A 15,736-nucleotide genomic window follows, 5' to 3' on the forward strand; every position below is an offset into this window, starting at 1 on the left:
TTCGCCTTTACTTTGGATTAGATAAAAAACTTTAATTTTATTCAAAGGAAAGCAGAGGTGAACTTTAGACTTCGCTAGTTAAGAACCATGCTGTGCATTAGTCCTCTGCCTTCTCCTTGAATCTCGTTGAATTGCTTCAAATAGAATGATAGACATGACGGTCTAATAAAGGCTCTAAAGAAGTTCAACATTTTTATTCATCTTAAATTCAAAGTTATGAAAAAGTATTTATTTTATGTTGGTATCGATGTATCAAAAGCTAAATTAGACATTAATATTCTTGACGCTTTAACTCTTAAATCAGAGCATTTTATCATAGAAAACAATATTAAGAGTATTTCTATTTTTATTAAAAAACTGGATAGAAAAGTTGATAAAGAATGTACTCTTTTTTGTTGCGAGAACACAGGTGTTTATACTAATCATTTATCAAGTGTTATAGTAAAACTTAATTTAGATTTATGGATTGTTCCCGCTATTGAAATAAAAAAATCTAAAGGAATTTCAAGAGGAAAAAATGACAAAACTGATGCTAAAGATATTTCTTATTACAGCTATAGAAACATAGATAAATTAAAACTATTTACTTTATCAAGTAGAGATATTCAGAAATTAAAAATCCTTTACACAGAGAGAGAAAAAATACTAAAAGCCCTATTGCTTATACAAACGACTAAGGAAAGCAAAGCTTTTACTGATAAAATAATTTTCAAAGAAGTATCTCAGGTCAATCAATCGTTAGTCAAATCTATTAAAAATTCAATAAGTAAAATCGAATTAAAAATCAAAGAAGTAATAAAATCAAACGAGCAATTAAGCAAACAAGCTCAACTTATTAAATCAATTCCAGGGTTGGGGGAACAAACTAGTGTGTATTTGATAATTGCTACAAAAGGATTTACGGCATTTAAAAATTGGAGACAATTTGCCTGTTATTCAGGTGTTGCTCCTTTTGAATATAGTTCGGGTTCCAGTGTAAAAGGAAGGACGAGAGTAAATCATATGGCAGATAAAAAAATGAAGTCATTATTGCAAATGTGCGCTATGACAACATTAAAATATGACCCTCAATTAAAAGAATATTACAATAAGAAAAAAGCGGATGGTAAAAACTCAATGTTGGTTTTAAATAATATTAGATGCAAACTTATAAGCAGAGTTTTCGCTGTTATAAATAGAGAAACTCCTTATATCAATACTTATAAATTTGCATCTTGAATTTTAACCTTATTTATTTGTTTTTTATCATAGAATGCATAGCTTGAAACTCTTCGGGGAGCGAGGTTTAATCATTGCTCAAATTATCAGTTTTTTATTCTTTTTTTTTCAATCATTCAGAAACGTCAATACATAATCTCTTATTTCTTCACGTTGCTTATCAGTTGCATTATCGCACATGTCGCCGTGAATAGTGTTAGGCAGCTTTATAATTGTTATTCCATATTTTTTCTGTTCTGCTTCTGTAGGTAAAACACCTGGGTCGGCAGGTTGGTCGCTTGAACGCAATGAATATACTTTTGGATTAGTTGTTCTCGGTAAAGCCATACGCCTATTATCAAACGTAATAATTTTGTAAACAATGCCTGAATATTTTTGAGGGAATAACGCGGTCATATCTCCACCAATTGAGTGCCCTATGAGTGTGATATGCTTAAAGTCTATTTCAGGATTTGATTTTTTTAGTTCGTTTATTACAAACAAAATATTGTCTGCTCCTCGTTCCCAAAATGGTCGCCTTACAATTTGCGGAATTCCTTTTTCAGGAATTAAACTATCTGTAGGACGTTCGTGCTGAATACTTACCACAAAATACCCTTTTGATGCCATAAAGTTGGCGAGGTCCGAATAGTTTAAATAGGGCCTGCCTTCGTTTTGATTATAACCATGGCTAATGAGTACAATTTGCGGATGCTTAGTTTGTGGCTTATAAATCGCAATTGGAATTTCCCTGTTTCTTGATTGGTCTAATAAAGTCAAGGTGTCCAAAGCAACGCTGAGTACCGATTCATTTTCAACTGATTTTGTTAGTGTTGAGCAACTTGTCAGAAGTGCTAATGCCAAAATGTAAATTATTCTATTCATTTTATTGTCTGTTGGGGTATGTCTTTTACCATGATTGCTAACGTTCTGGCGCTTGGCGGGGTTGAGGAATAAAGATGCGAGATTTTTCGGTTAAATACAAATTTTCCAAATATAAAACCAACTTTCCTTTAAGCCAAAAATCCACGCTCCGCAAATGTCTCTGACTTTGCGATCAATCTAAATTATGACGACTTATTCTACATAATAACATTCAACTTTTAGATTTTTACTTTTATTCTTAAGTATACATTTATTGGTTTGGGTTAATTTTGTAATCGTATCACCAACATTACAATTTTCTATTAGTTCATCTGAAGGGTTTATTTGATAACTTTTAAAAGTTGTTAAATCTTTATAAAAAATTAAAACTCCTCCTTTTTGTCGATATTTTTTTATTATAATACCTGTAAAACTAGAATAATAGTCCATTAACCTGTTTTCCTTATATTTTTTATCACCAAAATAACTTGAAACAATACAAAATAATATAAACGTTAAAATAATCGATGTCCCAATATTATTTTTTATTTTTTCTATAATCCACATTGTTGTAAAATTTTATTTAAAATAAGATCTATACCTAACCATCTTACAGTTACAGTTTCACTTTCATTTACAAACTGAAAAACACATTTGAAACACTTTATAAATCTTCAGAAATATGAGATATAACTTCTATATTTACTTCTTGACCATCTTTTAACCTTTCTTTCGTGAATGCCTCAGTAAACTCTGCTGAACCATAAATATTTTGCCCTCTAAGTAGAAATATATATTGCTCAGTAGAGTCAAGTTTAATTTTAACCGAACCCGTAGAATCTGTTGTATATTCTCCAACTTTTTTAAAAGTCTTCATTAAATACCCCATACCCTGCATTCTAACTTCAATAGTATCAAACGCATTAACTCTAGGCTTTTTGGTTTTACTATCAATTGAATTTATTTTTATAGTAATTTGGTTTTCTAAATCATTCTTTTTATTACAACTTGAAATTAAAAAAAACATTATAGAAATACATACTACTATCTTTGTTTTAAGGATATTTGATGGCATAACTTGTTATGTTTATGTGATTCATACTCCAGGGCTATAATAATATCCCGTTAATTTTATACGAAACCAAAAAAAATTGCACAAAGTTCAAAGAGACATTTGCGCAGTTTTTTATGAGAAACACTCTTCGTAGAGCTTTTTTTTTAGTAGTTCCAATAAGTCTCTGGTGATGATGCTGTTGAATTCATTTCTCCATTAATTAGCACTTTCAAAAGTTTAAATGAATGTTGATATATGTCTTTCACATCTTTAATTCCTAAAGATATATTCCATCCAGAATCACTAACCGTCGTTTCAAAATCTTCTTGATTCTTAAATTCTAACATGTTTGTTTCAGAAAGTATTTTCATGGCTCTTTTTCTCATCTCATGTAGATTAGAACCAGTTAAATAATTATCCATTACATCTATTTTTTTAATAATCACATTAATCAATTCAATTAAAATTGCTTTTCTTTCATCTGTTTTTAAAAACTCGTTAAGCCTCATTGACATTCCGCCATAAATCATCGGTAATGACTCCAATGCCAACTCATTTTTATATTCATTAATCCATTCTATTGAATCAAGATTTTGTATTTCTATTTCATTTATCAAACAAAGTTGCATGGCTTCGACAAACCCATCTTTTGCCCAATATCCAATACCTTTAATTTCTATAAAACTACTCGCCATATTTTTGGTTTCATGATCAAATTTCGAAGAGCGAAATTACCAAATTGTTATTCTATCTTTCTGAGGCAAAAACATTTTATCTCCAGCTTTTATATTAAATGCTTCATAAAAAGGTGTCGTATTCATTAAAGGGCCATTAACACGCCAATTTGGTGGAGAATGTGGGTTATTATTAATCCATAGACGCAGGAACTCGTCTTTCATTTTTACTCTCCATATTTTGGCTATAGAAATAAAGAAGCGCTGGTCTGGAGTAAAACCGTCAATTTTTGTATTTCCTTGTCCTTGCTCGGTCATTTTAAAAGCATCATAAGCAACTGCTATTCCGGCAATATCTGCGGTATTTTCGCCAACTGTCATTGCGCCATTAATATGCAGATCGCCCAAAACGGTGTATGTACTGTACAAATTGATAACCTGTTGTATTCTTGCTTTAAACTTGGCATAATCCTCTTTTGTCCACCAGTTTTTTAAGTTTCCATCTTTGTCATATTGAGCGCCCTGATCATCAAAAGTATGGGTTATTTCGTGACCTATAACCATTCCAATACCTCCATAGTTAAGTGCATCATCTGCATTATTATCAAAATATGGGGCTTGTAAAATACCTGCAGGAAAAACAATTTCATTTGCTGTTGGGTTATTATATGCCGTAACTGTCGGAACTGTAGTATACCATTCGGATTTATCAACTGGTTTGCCCAATTTTGCCAAATCAAATTGATATGCAGCTGTAGCCGCCGATACCATATTTTCAAAATAGGTATTCCTCGCTATATGTACATTGCTATAGTCTCTCCATTTATCCGGATATCCTATTTTCTTAGTCATGGCTGCCAATTTTTCTTTAGCTTTTTGTTTCGTACTTTGACTCATCCATTCCAATTTATCAATTCTTGTGGCATAAGCTTTTTGCAGATTATTCACGAGAGTTAACATACGTTTTTTGGCATCTTCAGAAAAATATTTCTTTACATACAATTGACCCAATGCTTCGCCTAAGTATGTGTCAAGAACACTAGCCATTTTTTCGCCACGTGATTTTTGAACAGCCTGACCAGAAAGCACTTTGGTATACTCAAACGAGGCATCGGCAAAAGGCTTACTTAAATCATCTGCATATCTTTCTATAGAATTTGCTTTCAGGTAAATTTTCCAATTAGTAATCGGAATGGTTTTTAAAAGCTTATTAAGAACATCATAATAGGCAGGCTGGCCTACGTTAATAGAATCGGTTTTAGCACCTAACTTATTTAAAAAAGTATTCCAGTCTATGTTTGAATGTCTTTTAACAAGATCCGACACATCTATTTTATTATAATTTGCCTGTACATCACGAAGTTCAACTTTTGTTTTATGAGAAACGGCAAGTTGTTTGTCAATATCGTAAACCAAATTGGCATTCTTTTTAGCCTCTATGGCATTACTGCCTGTTTGCTGAAATAAGGTGGTAAGGTATTTTTTGTACGCTTCCTGTATGGCAACAGTTGATGAATCTGATTTGAAATAGTAGTCCCTGTCAGGCAAACCAATACCCGTTTGATAAATTTGGGCAATGTTCATACTGCTGTTTTTTTCATCGGGTGACACTCCAAAACCTATAATCGAAGAATTGCCCACTTTTTCTTCATTAACCACAAAGTTCATCAAAGACGGTAAATCGCTAATTGCTTCAATTTTTGAAAGTATCGGTTTGATAGGTGTATAACCACGTTTATCAATGGTTACAGTATCCATACCTGATGCATAAAAGTCTCCTACCTTTTGTGCTATACTTCCCGCTGAATTTTTGCTTTGCGAAAGACTGTCCAATATTCCCTGCAGGCGCATTCGTTGCGGATAATTCATAAACATATAGGCCCCAACTCCGGCTTGAGATGCAGGTATTGATACAGAATCATACCATTTGCCATTTACATATTTAAAAAAATCATCACCAGGTCGCAAAGTGGAATCTATTCCGGTGATCGCAATGTTTTTTTTCCCTTCATGTTTTGAGCACGCTGTAAAAGCTAAGAATGCAATGAAGAGCATTAATGAGTTTTTCATAATCTGGACTATTTCTATTAAAATGAACTAAAAAACGTTTGAAGGCAGATATTTTAAAATGTATATATCTGGCATAGCTGATTTTAGCAGAACAATATACGAATTCGGTTTTTAATTCTAAAGTTTATCTACAGCATTGTTATAGTTATGAAAGCGTTTTTTTCAATACTACTTTCACGAAAGATGCGCATCCGATAATACTATAATAATATAACCATAACTGTCGCTTCACTTTGTGTCACACGAAAGGATTCATGCGAGAGCGTGAAAATCTAGAGGAAATTTTTTATCTTTGAAATTCAGGATTTTTTAATCCAAATGGCTTTATCTTTGAGCCTTTAGAAAAATTGATAATCATTATGGAACAGAAAGTACATCAAGGAAGAAACGTTAAACGTTTTAGAGAAATGCTTGGCATCAAACAAGAAGCATTGGCTTATGATCTGGGAAATGACTGGAATCAGAAGAAAATTTCTGTGCTGGAGCAAAAGGATGTAATTGAAGATAGTCTGCTTAAACAAATTTCAGATGCATTGAGAATTCCTGTTGAAGCTTTTCAAAATTTTGATGAAGAACAGGCGGTGAATGTAATTGCAAATACTTTTGGTAATAATGGTATTGGATATCAGAGAAATGATAATCCTACTTTTAATCCTATAGAACAAGTACTAAAGATGCACGAAGAAAAGATTGCTTTATACGAGCGTATGTTGAAAGAGAAAGATGAAATGATGGCAAGACTTGAAAAATTAATCAATAAATAATTTCGGAATATTTCTTATTCATATTTTGAAATATTAAATTAAGAAATAATCATTTATAAAAAATATCAAAACAAAGCTTCAGAGAAATCTGGAGCTTTATTTATTTTACCCCTCTTTTTCAACATCCTGTTGTATTCACGAGCGAGGGCTCTCTCCAACAGGTTTTTTAAGATTGAACTATACAGATAAAAACCAGGTTAAGGTTGTCTGCATTTTCACAAGAAAAATTAAACCTAAGCCATTTCTATAGATGTCTGTTAGCAGCCAATTTTCTTTTTTAAGTCTTCATTTGTATAAATTTTCAAACTTGCAACATCAAGTTTGTTGTCTTTGCAGTATTTAGGTTCTGGTATATTCCACAATACAATTCTTTTATTTTTACAAAGTATTCTCTTTACACTTTTTTTAATTTTTTCATTTTCATTTAGTAATTCAAAAAAATCAAAATGAAAAACTATATAAAGCCCTAATTTATAATCAATTTTCAAAGTTGTATTATCCGTAAAAAGGTCAAGAACTAAAATATCTTTTTTTAATCCCTGAAGAACCGATTGTTTATTCTTTGAGGTTTTAACTTCTATAACAACTTCGTTATTTTCTATTGTACCAAAATTATGAATTAGAATGTCGGGAGTTTTATTTTTGCCTAAATTTTTAAATTGAAATTCAGATTTCACCGCTTCACCTGAAATTGTCAAATTTTTAAACTCTTCTGATTTACGTCTTAATTGATGATATAATTCGTAACAAAATACACGTTCATTATATTTTGTTCTAGATGTTACTGTTATTTGTTCAATGTATTTTTTTTCAACATTACAAAGACTATCCTTAATTACGTCATGAAATTCGTTATTCATAGAATTTGAGATTTTTGGTTAAATCTGTAACTAACGCTCTAAATAATAAAGCGGGTTTTGGACTAAATTAAACTCATTATTTAGATTTGCAAAATCATCCCAAATACAAAGCCAACTTTAATTTAGTCCAAAACCCGCCATATTGCCAAACGCCGGTTATGCGTACGTTTTTTTTATTTATTCTTTTTCCTTGTCAATTTCTTTTATAATTTCTCTTGCTTGCTTAATAGCGTCTTCATAAGATGTTTGACTGTCTTTGGTAAAATTATCAATACCTGATAAAATAATCTTTGTCTTCTGTTTTAGGATAGTTGCATTTATATCTTCATCTTCTTTTCCACTCAGTAATACATCTACGTATTTTGAAGTGAGTCTTTCGTATGCTTTTTCGACAATTCCTATCTGTGGAACAGTTTGCTGGTAATAAGTCAAAATCTTATTTCTTATGTTTTCATTTTCTATGGTATTTATTTTTCCACTAGATTTAAAGCCTTCATATCGTCCATTATTTACTACTGTATTAATGAAATTTGTCCCTGAGTTAATCTGTTGATGATTCGCTTTAATACTATCTATTTTTTTTGGTGTAAGATGCAAAGCAACTGATATTTGTTGCTGCGTTTTATTTAGTGTGTTTTTTGTGTCTTCCAGGTTTGAAATGTCATTTTGTAAATCTTCTTTCAACCCCATTAAAAACATTTGTGCATCTTTATGCTGATGTCTTTCTTCGCTCCAGGAATGAAGCCAAATTGAAAGTGAAACTGCAAATACAATAATTAAAATTTCAGCAAGTATTTCTTTTGCTTTTTCTTTGAAAGAATGTTTTTCATTGTTCATCTCTGAATATATATTTTTTGTGTGTTTTATTATTTCGTCTTGCATATTTTGGTTTTGTAATTTTAACTCTGGCTATTGGTGGCAGTTTATTTTAGTACACTATTTAATTCAACGACTTCAAAGTCGTCATTATTTTGCAGCAGGTGTTTTAATATAGGAATATGTCCTTGTCCAAATATTAGTATAACGTATTTGTCATTTGCATTTATTTGAGTAATTACATTAGAGTAAATCGCTAAATTCCTCAAATACCAATCAGAAACTGCTTCTGCACCAATATAATTATCTCCTGCACCTATTTTTGCATAATACTTTAAGTACAATGATAAATTTTTCTGCAAAAGTTCCTTTTTGTTTATATATTTTAATATTTCTGTTATTGAATTTCGTTTTACTACATTATCGAATTCAAGTTTTAAGTTGTTTGCAGTAGTACCTAATTCGCTTAATAAATACAACTGATTTTTTTCTTTAGCAGTTACAGAAACTAAACTATCATGTGTCATTCCATAAAAAACATCTACACAATTGATATGTTTTAAATTTAATTTTTTAGCTAATCTAAAACCAATTTGCTCTCGTTCAGAAACGGTTAATTTATACTTATTTTGTAAATACGCATTATACAAACTATCGATTACCTTTTGTTGATTAAATGGTTTTTCTATCATCACTTTATCAGCATTTGTCCGTTTTAAAATTCCAGTCAATTCTTCCAATTCCTGCTGTCTTTTAGGAGCGAGAAAATCATCTGTCTTTAATTCATGCGCATCTAAATGAGGTGTTTCGAAGTGAATTGTCCCGATTAATAAGATTTTGGTTTTTTGTTTAGATTCTTGTGCAAAAGTTGTTGTTACAATCAAAAGCGTAATTAAAAATGTAGAAATTGTTTTAATGAAAGTCATTATTTTTTAGTTTGTTTTTTATTATTGTTGTTTCTCTAAATTGCAACCACCTTATTTATATGTGTGATAAGTATTACACGATCATTTATTTTCAAATATATAATATTTCCAATACAAATTATCATAGGGACTTTTATTAAAAAAAAGAAAAGCATAGAAACAAATAAATGATAAAAGTGATTTTAATCGAAATCTCTTCTATTTTTGCCAAATGTTAGAAATTCTTTACCAAGACGAATATATTATTGCAATTAATAAACCAAGCGGATTGTTGGTTCACAAATCATTTTATGCGCGCGATGCAAAAGTGTATGCTATTCAGGAATTAAGAAATCAAATAGGGCAACACGTTTATCCTATTCATAGGTTAGACCGCAAAACATCCGGTGTCTTATTATTTGCGTTGAATACAACCGTTCTGAAAATTATGAATGATCGTTTTGCCACACGCGAAGTCGAAAAAAAATATCTAGCAATTTTACGTGGTTGGTCACCAGAAGAACTCACGATTGATTATGATTTAACCAATGATGATGACGTTACACAAAATGCAATAACATACTTTCACCGTTTGCAAAATGCCGAAGTTGAGTTAGAATTTAATAATAAACCAACATCACGATACTGTTTGGTCGAAGCGATTCCTGAAACTGGACGTATGCATCAATTACGAAAACACTTCAAACATATTTTTCATCCCATTTTAGGAAGTCGGCCACATGGTTGTAACAAACAAAATAAATTATGGTTGGAGAATTATGACCTCAAAGGAATGATGCTTCATGCACATCAGTTAGTTTTTAATCATCCAATAAAAAATGAACAACTAATTCTGAATGCAAAGATTAATGAAGAGTTTAGCAGAGTAGGTAATATTCTTAATCTGGATTTGAGTAAGTATAAATAGAATAGTAATTTATAAATATTGTTTGTTGTCTTAGTATTTTTAATCCTTTGTCGCTTCACTTTGTGTCACACAAAAGTATTCGAGCTGCAACGTGGGATTATTTGTTATTTTACTAATTCTAACAACTTGTTGGTGTATAAAATACAATGTATTTTTCAATTACTTTATTTGTTTGGCTATTTTTAGCCTTAATTTTGTAAACATATTTGGTTAGAAAAAATGTAATGAGTGATTTGTCAACCGATTCAACATTCTTGATTTCATTTGACCATTCAGGTCCGCAATGTTTTTCTACAGCGAGTTTTAATTCTTCAATAGTAAAGTTTATTGGATAGTCTGTCTTTGATTCAATGTATACAAACTTCATGTCTTCTCTGTCAATTTTAAGCTTGCTCCATTTTGAAGCATAACCTTTCCAGTCTTCCAAAACACATAATGACTCTTCAACATCTTGATGTGTATTCATTCCTATTTTTATTTCATATTGCCCATATAATTCTATTTCATCAAATGCACTTTCTTGAATTTTAAATGGTTGGTCAAGCATATAACCTGGATCAAGGGTAAAAAAAACTGTATCTTGTTTAGTTTCATAAATTCTATCATTTGGATGTTCATCTCCCCAACTCAAATCATAATCTTTCATAGAAATAGTTAAATCAGAGAATTTAATTTTCATATCATCCTTTGAATTACCTGCAATTTCTTTTTTTGTAGATGCTAAGTTTTCTTCTTGTCCGATTGAAACTTCTTTATCATTTAAATTTTTATTTATTGATTTTGTTGCTTTCTCACTAGAAAATAACAGAAAACATAACATTAATATTTTAAGCGTAATTTTCATAATCGTTCTAATATTGAGGGCGTGAATTAATTAAAAGGAATAAAACTAAGTATAAAAACTTGAAAGAATTTTATCAGATTTAGAATTTCGAAGAAATAAAAAAATAAAAAAGTCAGACACATTTGTATATTACTTCATGAGAGTTCTTTGAAGAGCATGTTCGTTTTACATAGTGTTTTCAAATGATATTGCCTCTCCAAATGAAATTTCTTTCGTTTCAAAAATGTCTTCTATAGTAACAATGCTTCTAATTCTTTTAATAACTTCTTCTGTCTTTTCACTTTCTATATTGTTAGGTAAAATTTCAGCGTAATAGTCAATTTCGTTATACCATTCATACACTAATTGCTGTTCTTTTAAACTTGTAAGTTTGCTAAAAAGCTGATGATAACTTTCACTCATAAGATTTGAAAGCAGTTTTTTAATTCCGTCTTTTTTAGCAGTTTCAATATCATTGTAAAGTTGCTTTATTGATCCTTTCATTCCCGGGCAAAGATTTGTAAAGTCCCAATCATTTTTTTTTATTTCAGCTATTTCGCTGTCACTCCAAAATGTTTTATTGAGTTCATTGATATAAAAATTATCATTAGCCTTCTCAATTATGGAATAAAAAGGGAATGGAAAAAGCTTTGATAATTCCCATACTTGTCTATCAGTTGCGCTTCCAGGTAACCAAAATTCAGTTTTGAAGTCTAATTGAAATTCCTGTTCAAAAAAAGCAGATACCTTTTCAATTAATTCAACATCTTTATCATAATTATTATTTGAAAAAACATAATCTTTAATAATAGGATTGATATTTCTCAAAAAATCAACGGTCAGTTTTTCGACTAATTTTTCAGCCTCAGAAACAGACGGAAATTTGTCAATTATTTCTCCAAATCCAGCATATTTGTATGCATCTCCGTCCCAAAATAAATATGATTTCCGTATTATTATTTCCATAATTTAGTCCTTTAAGCACAGGTAAAATTGTCGCAGCCTTTTCTTCAAGCGAATGTAAAAAATGTTCTTTTTTTAATCTAGTTAATATGAAACAATACCAAATTTGTTAATCAAAAATCTATCTTTTACATGTTTAATTTAAATCCCATTTGTTAAGTTCATCTTCATTAAATAATACTTTGTAATCGGGATTTTTTATATAATTCTTTTGTTTCGTTTCGTAGATTTCTCCTTCATCTTTTATCCAGGAAATTTGACGATCCTTAATATATTGAAACTTTTTTTCTTCACTATTTTCTTCATTTCTCCACGTTTTCAAATACCCCTCGCGTGTATAGTTTTCGCAACATTCACATTCATCCAAATAAACGGCTTTATAACCGCAGATTTCGCAAAACTCTACATTTTCAAATTTTGTTACATAACTATTAGCCAATCTGAAGAAGTTTTTTGAAAGATAACTAAGGAAATTTCCAAATCCAATTGCGTTTTTTGAAATATACAATTTGCCATATATTAAATCCTCATTTTCGGCTGTATCTTTTTTGAATTCAATTATTAAGATTCTGTACTTCCCATTAAAATCCAGATCTTCAAAAGATCTGTCTGTTATAGTGTTCCAATAATAATAAAAATCGTTATAGCAAAAACCTTCACTATCAATTGTAATTTTTCCTCTTTTTTCTAAATAATGCTTTCTGCAATCTATATAATCCCATCCTGAATAACTTCTCATTTCTCCATTTTCTCCGCAAGTCTCACAAACGGTTTGAGAACGATATCCGTAATCCCGAATAATTTCACGAAGATGATCTTCATTAGAAGCATAAAATTCTAAAGATGCATATTTCGATTTAATACAGTAAACTCTTTTATCCCATCCATTATCATGTAATTTCTGTATCAGTTTGATTGTTAACGGATACCAAGCTTTTGAAATTTGCAGTCCAATACCATTTAAATCTGCTAGTTTTCTTAAATCAAATGCGTTTATATCATCATTAATTATAAAGTCATCTAAGCTTTCGCAATTCTTATTTACGAAATCTGCATCTTTATAAAAATCTTCTTTTTGACTCTTTTCTTTATAATAAATTTGATATGGCAAACGATCAATTTCAGCCGTATTATTCTCCGTTATCGGATAAAAATCATCCATCAAATTTTCATCTTCCTCTTTGTGCTCATTTTTAGACATTTCTTTGCTAACCGCTATTGCAATGAATATAAACGATATTATTATTAAAATTATAAACACCATATTTTTAATGCCTTTTTACCTATATAAAGAATTAGTAATACTCAATTTGATATTCTTTAATGTCTTTTTCATATTCACCTTCAAAATTTGACTCTGCAATTTCAGAAACCTTATTCCCAAAATCGTCATAAAGAATTTCTTTTATTTCTTCACCCTCATTTCGATTTTCAACATAACTGATTAAAGTTCCTTCGCTGTTATAATTAAATTTCTCAATTACTTTATTGAAACCACTGTCTGTTGATTTTTCTATAATTACTCCTTTTTCATCCAGAACATAGTCGTACAAACAACAAAGCTCATCGTCCCAATCTGTTTTTATTTCGAAAGAGTGATACTTGATCAACAAGTTATTTTCATTATAATAATTATAGACTCCACCTCTAAACACTAATTTATCTTCTACACTTTCTCTATCATAATGATACATTTCTTCTGATATTGTATTTCCAAATTGATCGTATTCAAAAACGGTCTCCTCTACTAAAAAGTACATAGAGATTTTGGTATCTACCTTGTTTCCGTCTATATCAAAACCGAAGACTTTCATCATTTCAAAAAACTCTTTATATCCTTCAGATTCGTCTGCGCCAATAAAATCATGATGTGGTATCTCAAAATAGATTGTTCTTAGAGGCTTTTTAGCATCATTATATCTGGTAACGTAAAGCGAGAGCAAAATACCCGAAGAATTAAAAAACTTTCTGTACTCGTAATCTTCAACATATCTGTATTCTATACTATTTTCGATATTGTTTTCTGAATCAAACTTCTTCATAGACAGAAGCCGTTTATCCGCTTCATATTGATAATAATACGATTCAAAACCGAACTCTTCTTTTTCTATTTCATTATTTTCATTATACCATTTTTCCTCTCTTCTACATAATATTCCTTTGCTATTAAATCGTTCCATCAAGCTGTATTGATTTTCATACTTGTAAACTGCCACAGATTCCACTATTCCTTCTTCATATTCTTCAACTCTTACTATTTTACCTTCTGTATTATAGTATTCAATTCGTTGAACAATAGCATTTTTGATTGTTTTGCGGCTTTTAATTTTTACAGACATAATTTTCAAACATATTAAAAGTATGAAGATAGAAAATATATACACTTTTTATAAAAAAATTGAAGGCAAAAACTCGTTCTCCAAGGTATTGTCGCAAATGTTTTTTGGCTTTAAAACTAATTTTCTTAGAATGTAAAATGTGGTTTTTTAAATGTGATAAACTCAAAACAACATTAATCACCAACTGACCATAAAAAACAGAAAAATTGCAAAAAGTTAGAGACATTTTGCAATTTTCATTAGAAATCTTTGCGTAGCAAAATATCAATTTACTTTTTGCTTCTTCTTTTTTATTGTTTTAAAAATTGTTAAAACCTTTTTTAAATCTGCTGTTGAAGCTGCGCCGGCAAAAGCATGAATGTATTCGTTCCAACCTTCTCCACTTCCGCTTTTGACTATTGTTTGTATCGAAAATTTCCCTTTGCAATTATAACTTGTCCAATCTGCATTTTTATTTAGTATTTTACTTTTAATTTTTGCCGTTTTACAACTATCACTGCTTACTTCAAACTGACTGGGATGATTGCCAAAATACAAACCGCCTGAAAAAGTAGCTTTTGCAGTAGTGTCTGCCGAATAGAAATAATAAACTGAAAAGTCAGGTCCTCTATTTTCTTTAATTGTATACTTTTTGGGAATGGAGATATAATAATTACTGTCTCCTATTTGCTTTTCTGTCAATTGTTTTAAATAAGGATCTTCTTCTTGAATTTTTTCTGATTTTTTATCTGAACAGCCAAAAGCTACCACAACTAAAAACAGTAGAAAAAACGGAGTTCTAAGATTCATGCTTACATTCATATACTTACAATTTAAAATTAATTACTGTAGAAACAATTCTAAAACTCTCCAAGATATTCTGCTGAACGCTATCTAAATGTCTTTCACTTTAAAACTAGTTTTCTTAGAATGTGAATATTACTTTCTTAAATGTAATAAATTCGAAACAATATTAATTCAAACCTAACCGAAAAAAAGTCAGAAGACTTTATTAGATTTATATTTTCTAAATAAACAAAAAATTGATGCAACATTAAAGCCACTTACATAGCGATTGCGGGAATACTTCGTGAGACCATACTCATCATTATTACTAATAGAATCATTAACTTATACATCATTAAATGCTAAAAATTTATTATAAAATATGTGCAGACACTATTTTTAAATCTCAAAATACAAATAACGGGGACTGGAAGTTTGTCAGCATTACGTTCTTATCTGGATTCTTAAGCTTAATACTAATTTCTTTAACTATTATTATTACAAAAATAATCCCAGAGCATACATATTTTTCGATATATCCTGAAAACTATACTATGAAAAGTTTGGATATTAAATTGGAATCTATTGTAGTTTATTTCATTCCTTCTGTCATTATAAATTATTTTTTAATAATCTATAACAAAAAACATGAAAAATTATTAGTGATGTATAAACCTCAAAATGGAAGTTATATGATAAGATTTATGATTTTTA

The 15,736-nt window shown here is 30.0% G+C and carries 16 protein-coding genes; 3 read left to right on the forward strand and 13 right to left on the reverse strand.

The window, feature by feature from the left end; all coding sequences use genetic code 11:
- Positions 1-216 precede the first annotated feature (216 nt).
- A complete protein-coding gene (locus CHB81_RS18760) occupies positions 217-1,218 on the forward strand; it encodes a transposase (RefSeq protein WP_089353376.1) in 1,002 nt (333 codons plus the stop codon).
- 108 nt (positions 1,219-1,326) lie between these two features.
- Here the strand turns inward: CHB81_RS18760 and CHB81_RS18765 are convergent, their stop codons facing one another.
- The 5 genes from CHB81_RS18765 to CHB81_RS18785 form a co-directional block, all read right to left on the reverse strand.
- The gene (locus tag CHB81_RS18765) at positions 1,327-2,082 is read right to left on the reverse strand and encodes an alpha/beta hydrolase (protein ID WP_132022549.1); all 756 of its coding nucleotides are present in this window, start codon (positions 2,080-2,082) and stop codon (positions 1,327-1,329) included.
- A gap of 192 nt (positions 2,083-2,274) precedes the next feature.
- Positions 2,275-2,628, reverse strand: a complete 354-nt coding sequence (locus CHB81_RS18770) for a hypothetical protein (protein WP_089353378.1) — start codon at positions 2,626-2,628, stop codon at positions 2,275-2,277.
- Positions 2,629-2,725: 97 nt separating this feature from the next.
- Positions 2,726-3,136 carry a hypothetical protein gene (locus tag CHB81_RS18775; protein ID WP_141130424.1) on the reverse strand — a complete coding sequence of 137 codons (411 nt, stop codon included), beginning with the start codon at positions 3,134-3,136 and terminating at the stop codon, positions 2,726-2,728.
- 143 nt (positions 3,137-3,279) lie between these two features.
- Positions 3,280-3,810 (reverse strand): hypothetical protein, encoded by a 531-nt coding sequence (locus tag CHB81_RS18780; RefSeq protein WP_089353380.1) that lies wholly within the window; start codon positions 3,808-3,810, stop codon positions 3,280-3,282.
- Positions 3,811-3,846: 36 nt separating this feature from the next.
- Positions 3,847-5,859 carry a M13 family metallopeptidase gene (locus CHB81_RS18785; RefSeq protein ID WP_089353381.1) on the reverse strand — a complete coding sequence of 671 codons (2,013 nt, stop codon included), beginning with the start codon at positions 5,857-5,859 and terminating at the stop codon, positions 3,847-3,849.
- 359 nt (positions 5,860-6,218) lie between these two features.
- Here CHB81_RS18785 and CHB81_RS18790 point away from each other — a divergent pair, with 359 nt between their 5' ends.
- Positions 6,219-6,623, forward strand: a complete 405-nt coding sequence (locus CHB81_RS18790) for a helix-turn-helix transcriptional regulator (protein WP_089353382.1) — start codon at positions 6,219-6,221, stop codon at positions 6,621-6,623.
- A 257-nt stretch (positions 6,624-6,880) separates the two neighbouring features.
- On the opposite strand, the gene CHB81_RS18795 is transcribed toward CHB81_RS18790, so the two are convergent.
- From CHB81_RS18795 to CHB81_RS18805, 3 genes are all read right to left on the reverse strand, one after another.
- Positions 6,881-7,483, reverse strand: coding sequence for a hypothetical protein (locus tag CHB81_RS18795; protein ID WP_089353383.1), 603 nt, complete (start codon positions 7,481-7,483; stop codon positions 6,881-6,883).
- Positions 7,484-7,660: 177 nt separating this feature from the next.
- The gene (locus CHB81_RS18800; RefSeq protein ID WP_089353384.1) at positions 7,661-8,365 is read right to left on the reverse strand and encodes a DUF6090 family protein; all 705 of its coding nucleotides are present in this window, start codon (positions 8,363-8,365) and stop codon (positions 7,661-7,663) included.
- Positions 8,366-8,406: 41 nt separating this feature from the next.
- Positions 8,407-9,225 (reverse strand): DUF5694 domain-containing protein, encoded by an 819-nt coding sequence (locus CHB81_RS18805; RefSeq protein ID WP_089353385.1) that lies wholly within the window; start codon positions 9,223-9,225, stop codon positions 8,407-8,409.
- A 211-nt stretch (positions 9,226-9,436) separates the two neighbouring features.
- Between CHB81_RS18805 and CHB81_RS18810 the strand changes: the two genes are divergently transcribed.
- Positions 9,437-10,132: a pseudouridine synthase gene (locus tag CHB81_RS18810; protein ID WP_089353386.1), complete on the forward strand. Its 696-nt coding sequence runs from the start codon at positions 9,437-9,439 to the stop codon at positions 10,130-10,132.
- 118 nt (positions 10,133-10,250) lie between these two features.
- Here the strand turns inward: CHB81_RS18810 and CHB81_RS18815 are convergent, their stop codons facing one another.
- The 5 genes from CHB81_RS18815 to CHB81_RS18840 all read right to left on the reverse strand — a co-directional run bounded on the left by CHB81_RS18815 (position 10,251) and on the right by CHB81_RS18840 (position 15,058).
- Positions 10,251-10,976, reverse strand: coding sequence for a hypothetical protein (locus tag CHB81_RS18815; protein ID WP_089353387.1), 726 nt, complete (start codon positions 10,974-10,976; stop codon positions 10,251-10,253).
- 165 nt (positions 10,977-11,141) lie between these two features.
- A complete protein-coding gene (locus tag CHB81_RS18820; protein WP_089353388.1) occupies positions 11,142-11,921 on the reverse strand; it encodes a hypothetical protein in 780 nt (259 codons plus the stop codon).
- Between the two features lie 133 nt (positions 11,922-12,054).
- A complete protein-coding gene (locus CHB81_RS18825; RefSeq protein WP_089353389.1) occupies positions 12,055-13,119 on the reverse strand; it encodes a hypothetical protein in 1,065 nt (354 codons plus the stop codon).
- A gap of 94 nt (positions 13,120-13,213) precedes the next feature.
- Positions 13,214-14,257 carry a hypothetical protein gene (locus tag CHB81_RS18830; protein ID WP_089353390.1) on the reverse strand — a complete coding sequence of 348 codons (1,044 nt, stop codon included), beginning with the start codon at positions 14,255-14,257 and terminating at the stop codon, positions 13,214-13,216.
- Between the two features lie 264 nt (positions 14,258-14,521).
- A complete protein-coding gene (locus tag CHB81_RS18840) occupies positions 14,522-15,058 on the reverse strand; it encodes a hypothetical protein (protein ID WP_141130425.1) in 537 nt (178 codons plus the stop codon).
- Between the last annotated feature and the right edge of the window lie 678 nt (positions 15,059-15,736).

Origin of the sequence: Flavobacterium sp. ov086, assembly GCF_900187965.1 — a bacterium.
Classification (GTDB): domain Bacteria; phylum Bacteroidota; class Bacteroidia; order Flavobacteriales; family Flavobacteriaceae; genus Flavobacterium.

What these genes read in the sequence shown, in the direction of transcription:
- CHB81_RS18790 (WP_089353382.1), top strand. Translation starts at nt 6,219, where the DNA reads ATGGAACAGAAAGTACATCAAGGAAGAAACGTTAAACGTTTTAGAGAA.
- CHB81_RS18780 (WP_089353380.1), bottom strand. Translation starts at nt 3,810, where the DNA reads ATGGCGAGTAGTTTTATAGAAATTAAAGGTATTGGATATTGGGCAAAA.
- CHB81_RS18810 (WP_089353386.1), top strand. Translation starts at nt 9,437, where the DNA reads ATGTTAGAAATTCTTTACCAAGACGAATATATTATTGCAATTAATAAA.
- CHB81_RS18760 (WP_089353376.1), top strand. Translation starts at nt 217, where the DNA reads ATGAAAAAGTATTTATTTTATGTTGGTATCGATGTATCAAAAGCTAAA.
- CHB81_RS18795 (WP_089353383.1), bottom strand. Translation starts at nt 7,483, where the DNA reads ATGAATAACGAATTTCATGACGTAATTAAGGATAGTCTTTGTAATGTT.
- CHB81_RS18805 (WP_089353385.1), bottom strand. Translation starts at nt 9,225, where the DNA reads ATGACTTTCATTAAAACAATTTCTACATTTTTAATTACGCTTTTGATT.
- CHB81_RS18775 (WP_141130424.1), bottom strand. Translation starts at nt 3,136, where the DNA reads ATGCCATCAAATATCCTTAAAACAAAGATAGTAGTATGTATTTCTATA.
- CHB81_RS18765 (WP_132022549.1), bottom strand. Translation starts at nt 2,082, where the DNA reads ATGAATAGAATAATTTACATTTTGGCATTAGCACTTCTGACAAGTTGC.
- CHB81_RS18820 (WP_089353388.1), bottom strand. Translation starts at nt 11,921, where the DNA reads ATGGAAATAATAATACGGAAATCATATTTATTTTGGGACGGAGATGCA.
- CHB81_RS18800 (WP_089353384.1), bottom strand. Translation starts at nt 8,365, where the DNA reads ATGCAAGACGAAATAATAAAACACACAAAAAATATATATTCAGAGATG.
- CHB81_RS18785 (WP_089353381.1), bottom strand. Translation starts at nt 5,859, where the DNA reads ATGAAAAACTCATTAATGCTCTTCATTGCATTCTTAGCTTTTACAGCG.
- CHB81_RS18770 (WP_089353378.1), bottom strand. Translation starts at nt 2,628, where the DNA reads ATGTGGATTATAGAAAAAATAAAAAATAATATTGGGACATCGATTATT.
- CHB81_RS18840 (WP_141130425.1), bottom strand. Translation starts at nt 15,058, where the DNA reads ATGAATGTAAGCATGAATCTTAGAACTCCGTTTTTTCTACTGTTTTTA.
- CHB81_RS18815 (WP_089353387.1), bottom strand. Translation starts at nt 10,976, where the DNA reads ATGAAAATTACGCTTAAAATATTAATGTTATGTTTTCTGTTATTTTCT.
- CHB81_RS18830 (WP_089353390.1), bottom strand. Translation starts at nt 14,257, where the DNA reads ATGTCTGTAAAAATTAAAAGCCGCAAAACAATCAAAAATGCTATTGTT.
- CHB81_RS18825 (WP_089353389.1), bottom strand. Translation starts at nt 13,119, where the DNA reads ATGTCTAAAAATGAGCACAAAGAGGAAGATGAAAATTTGATGGATGAT.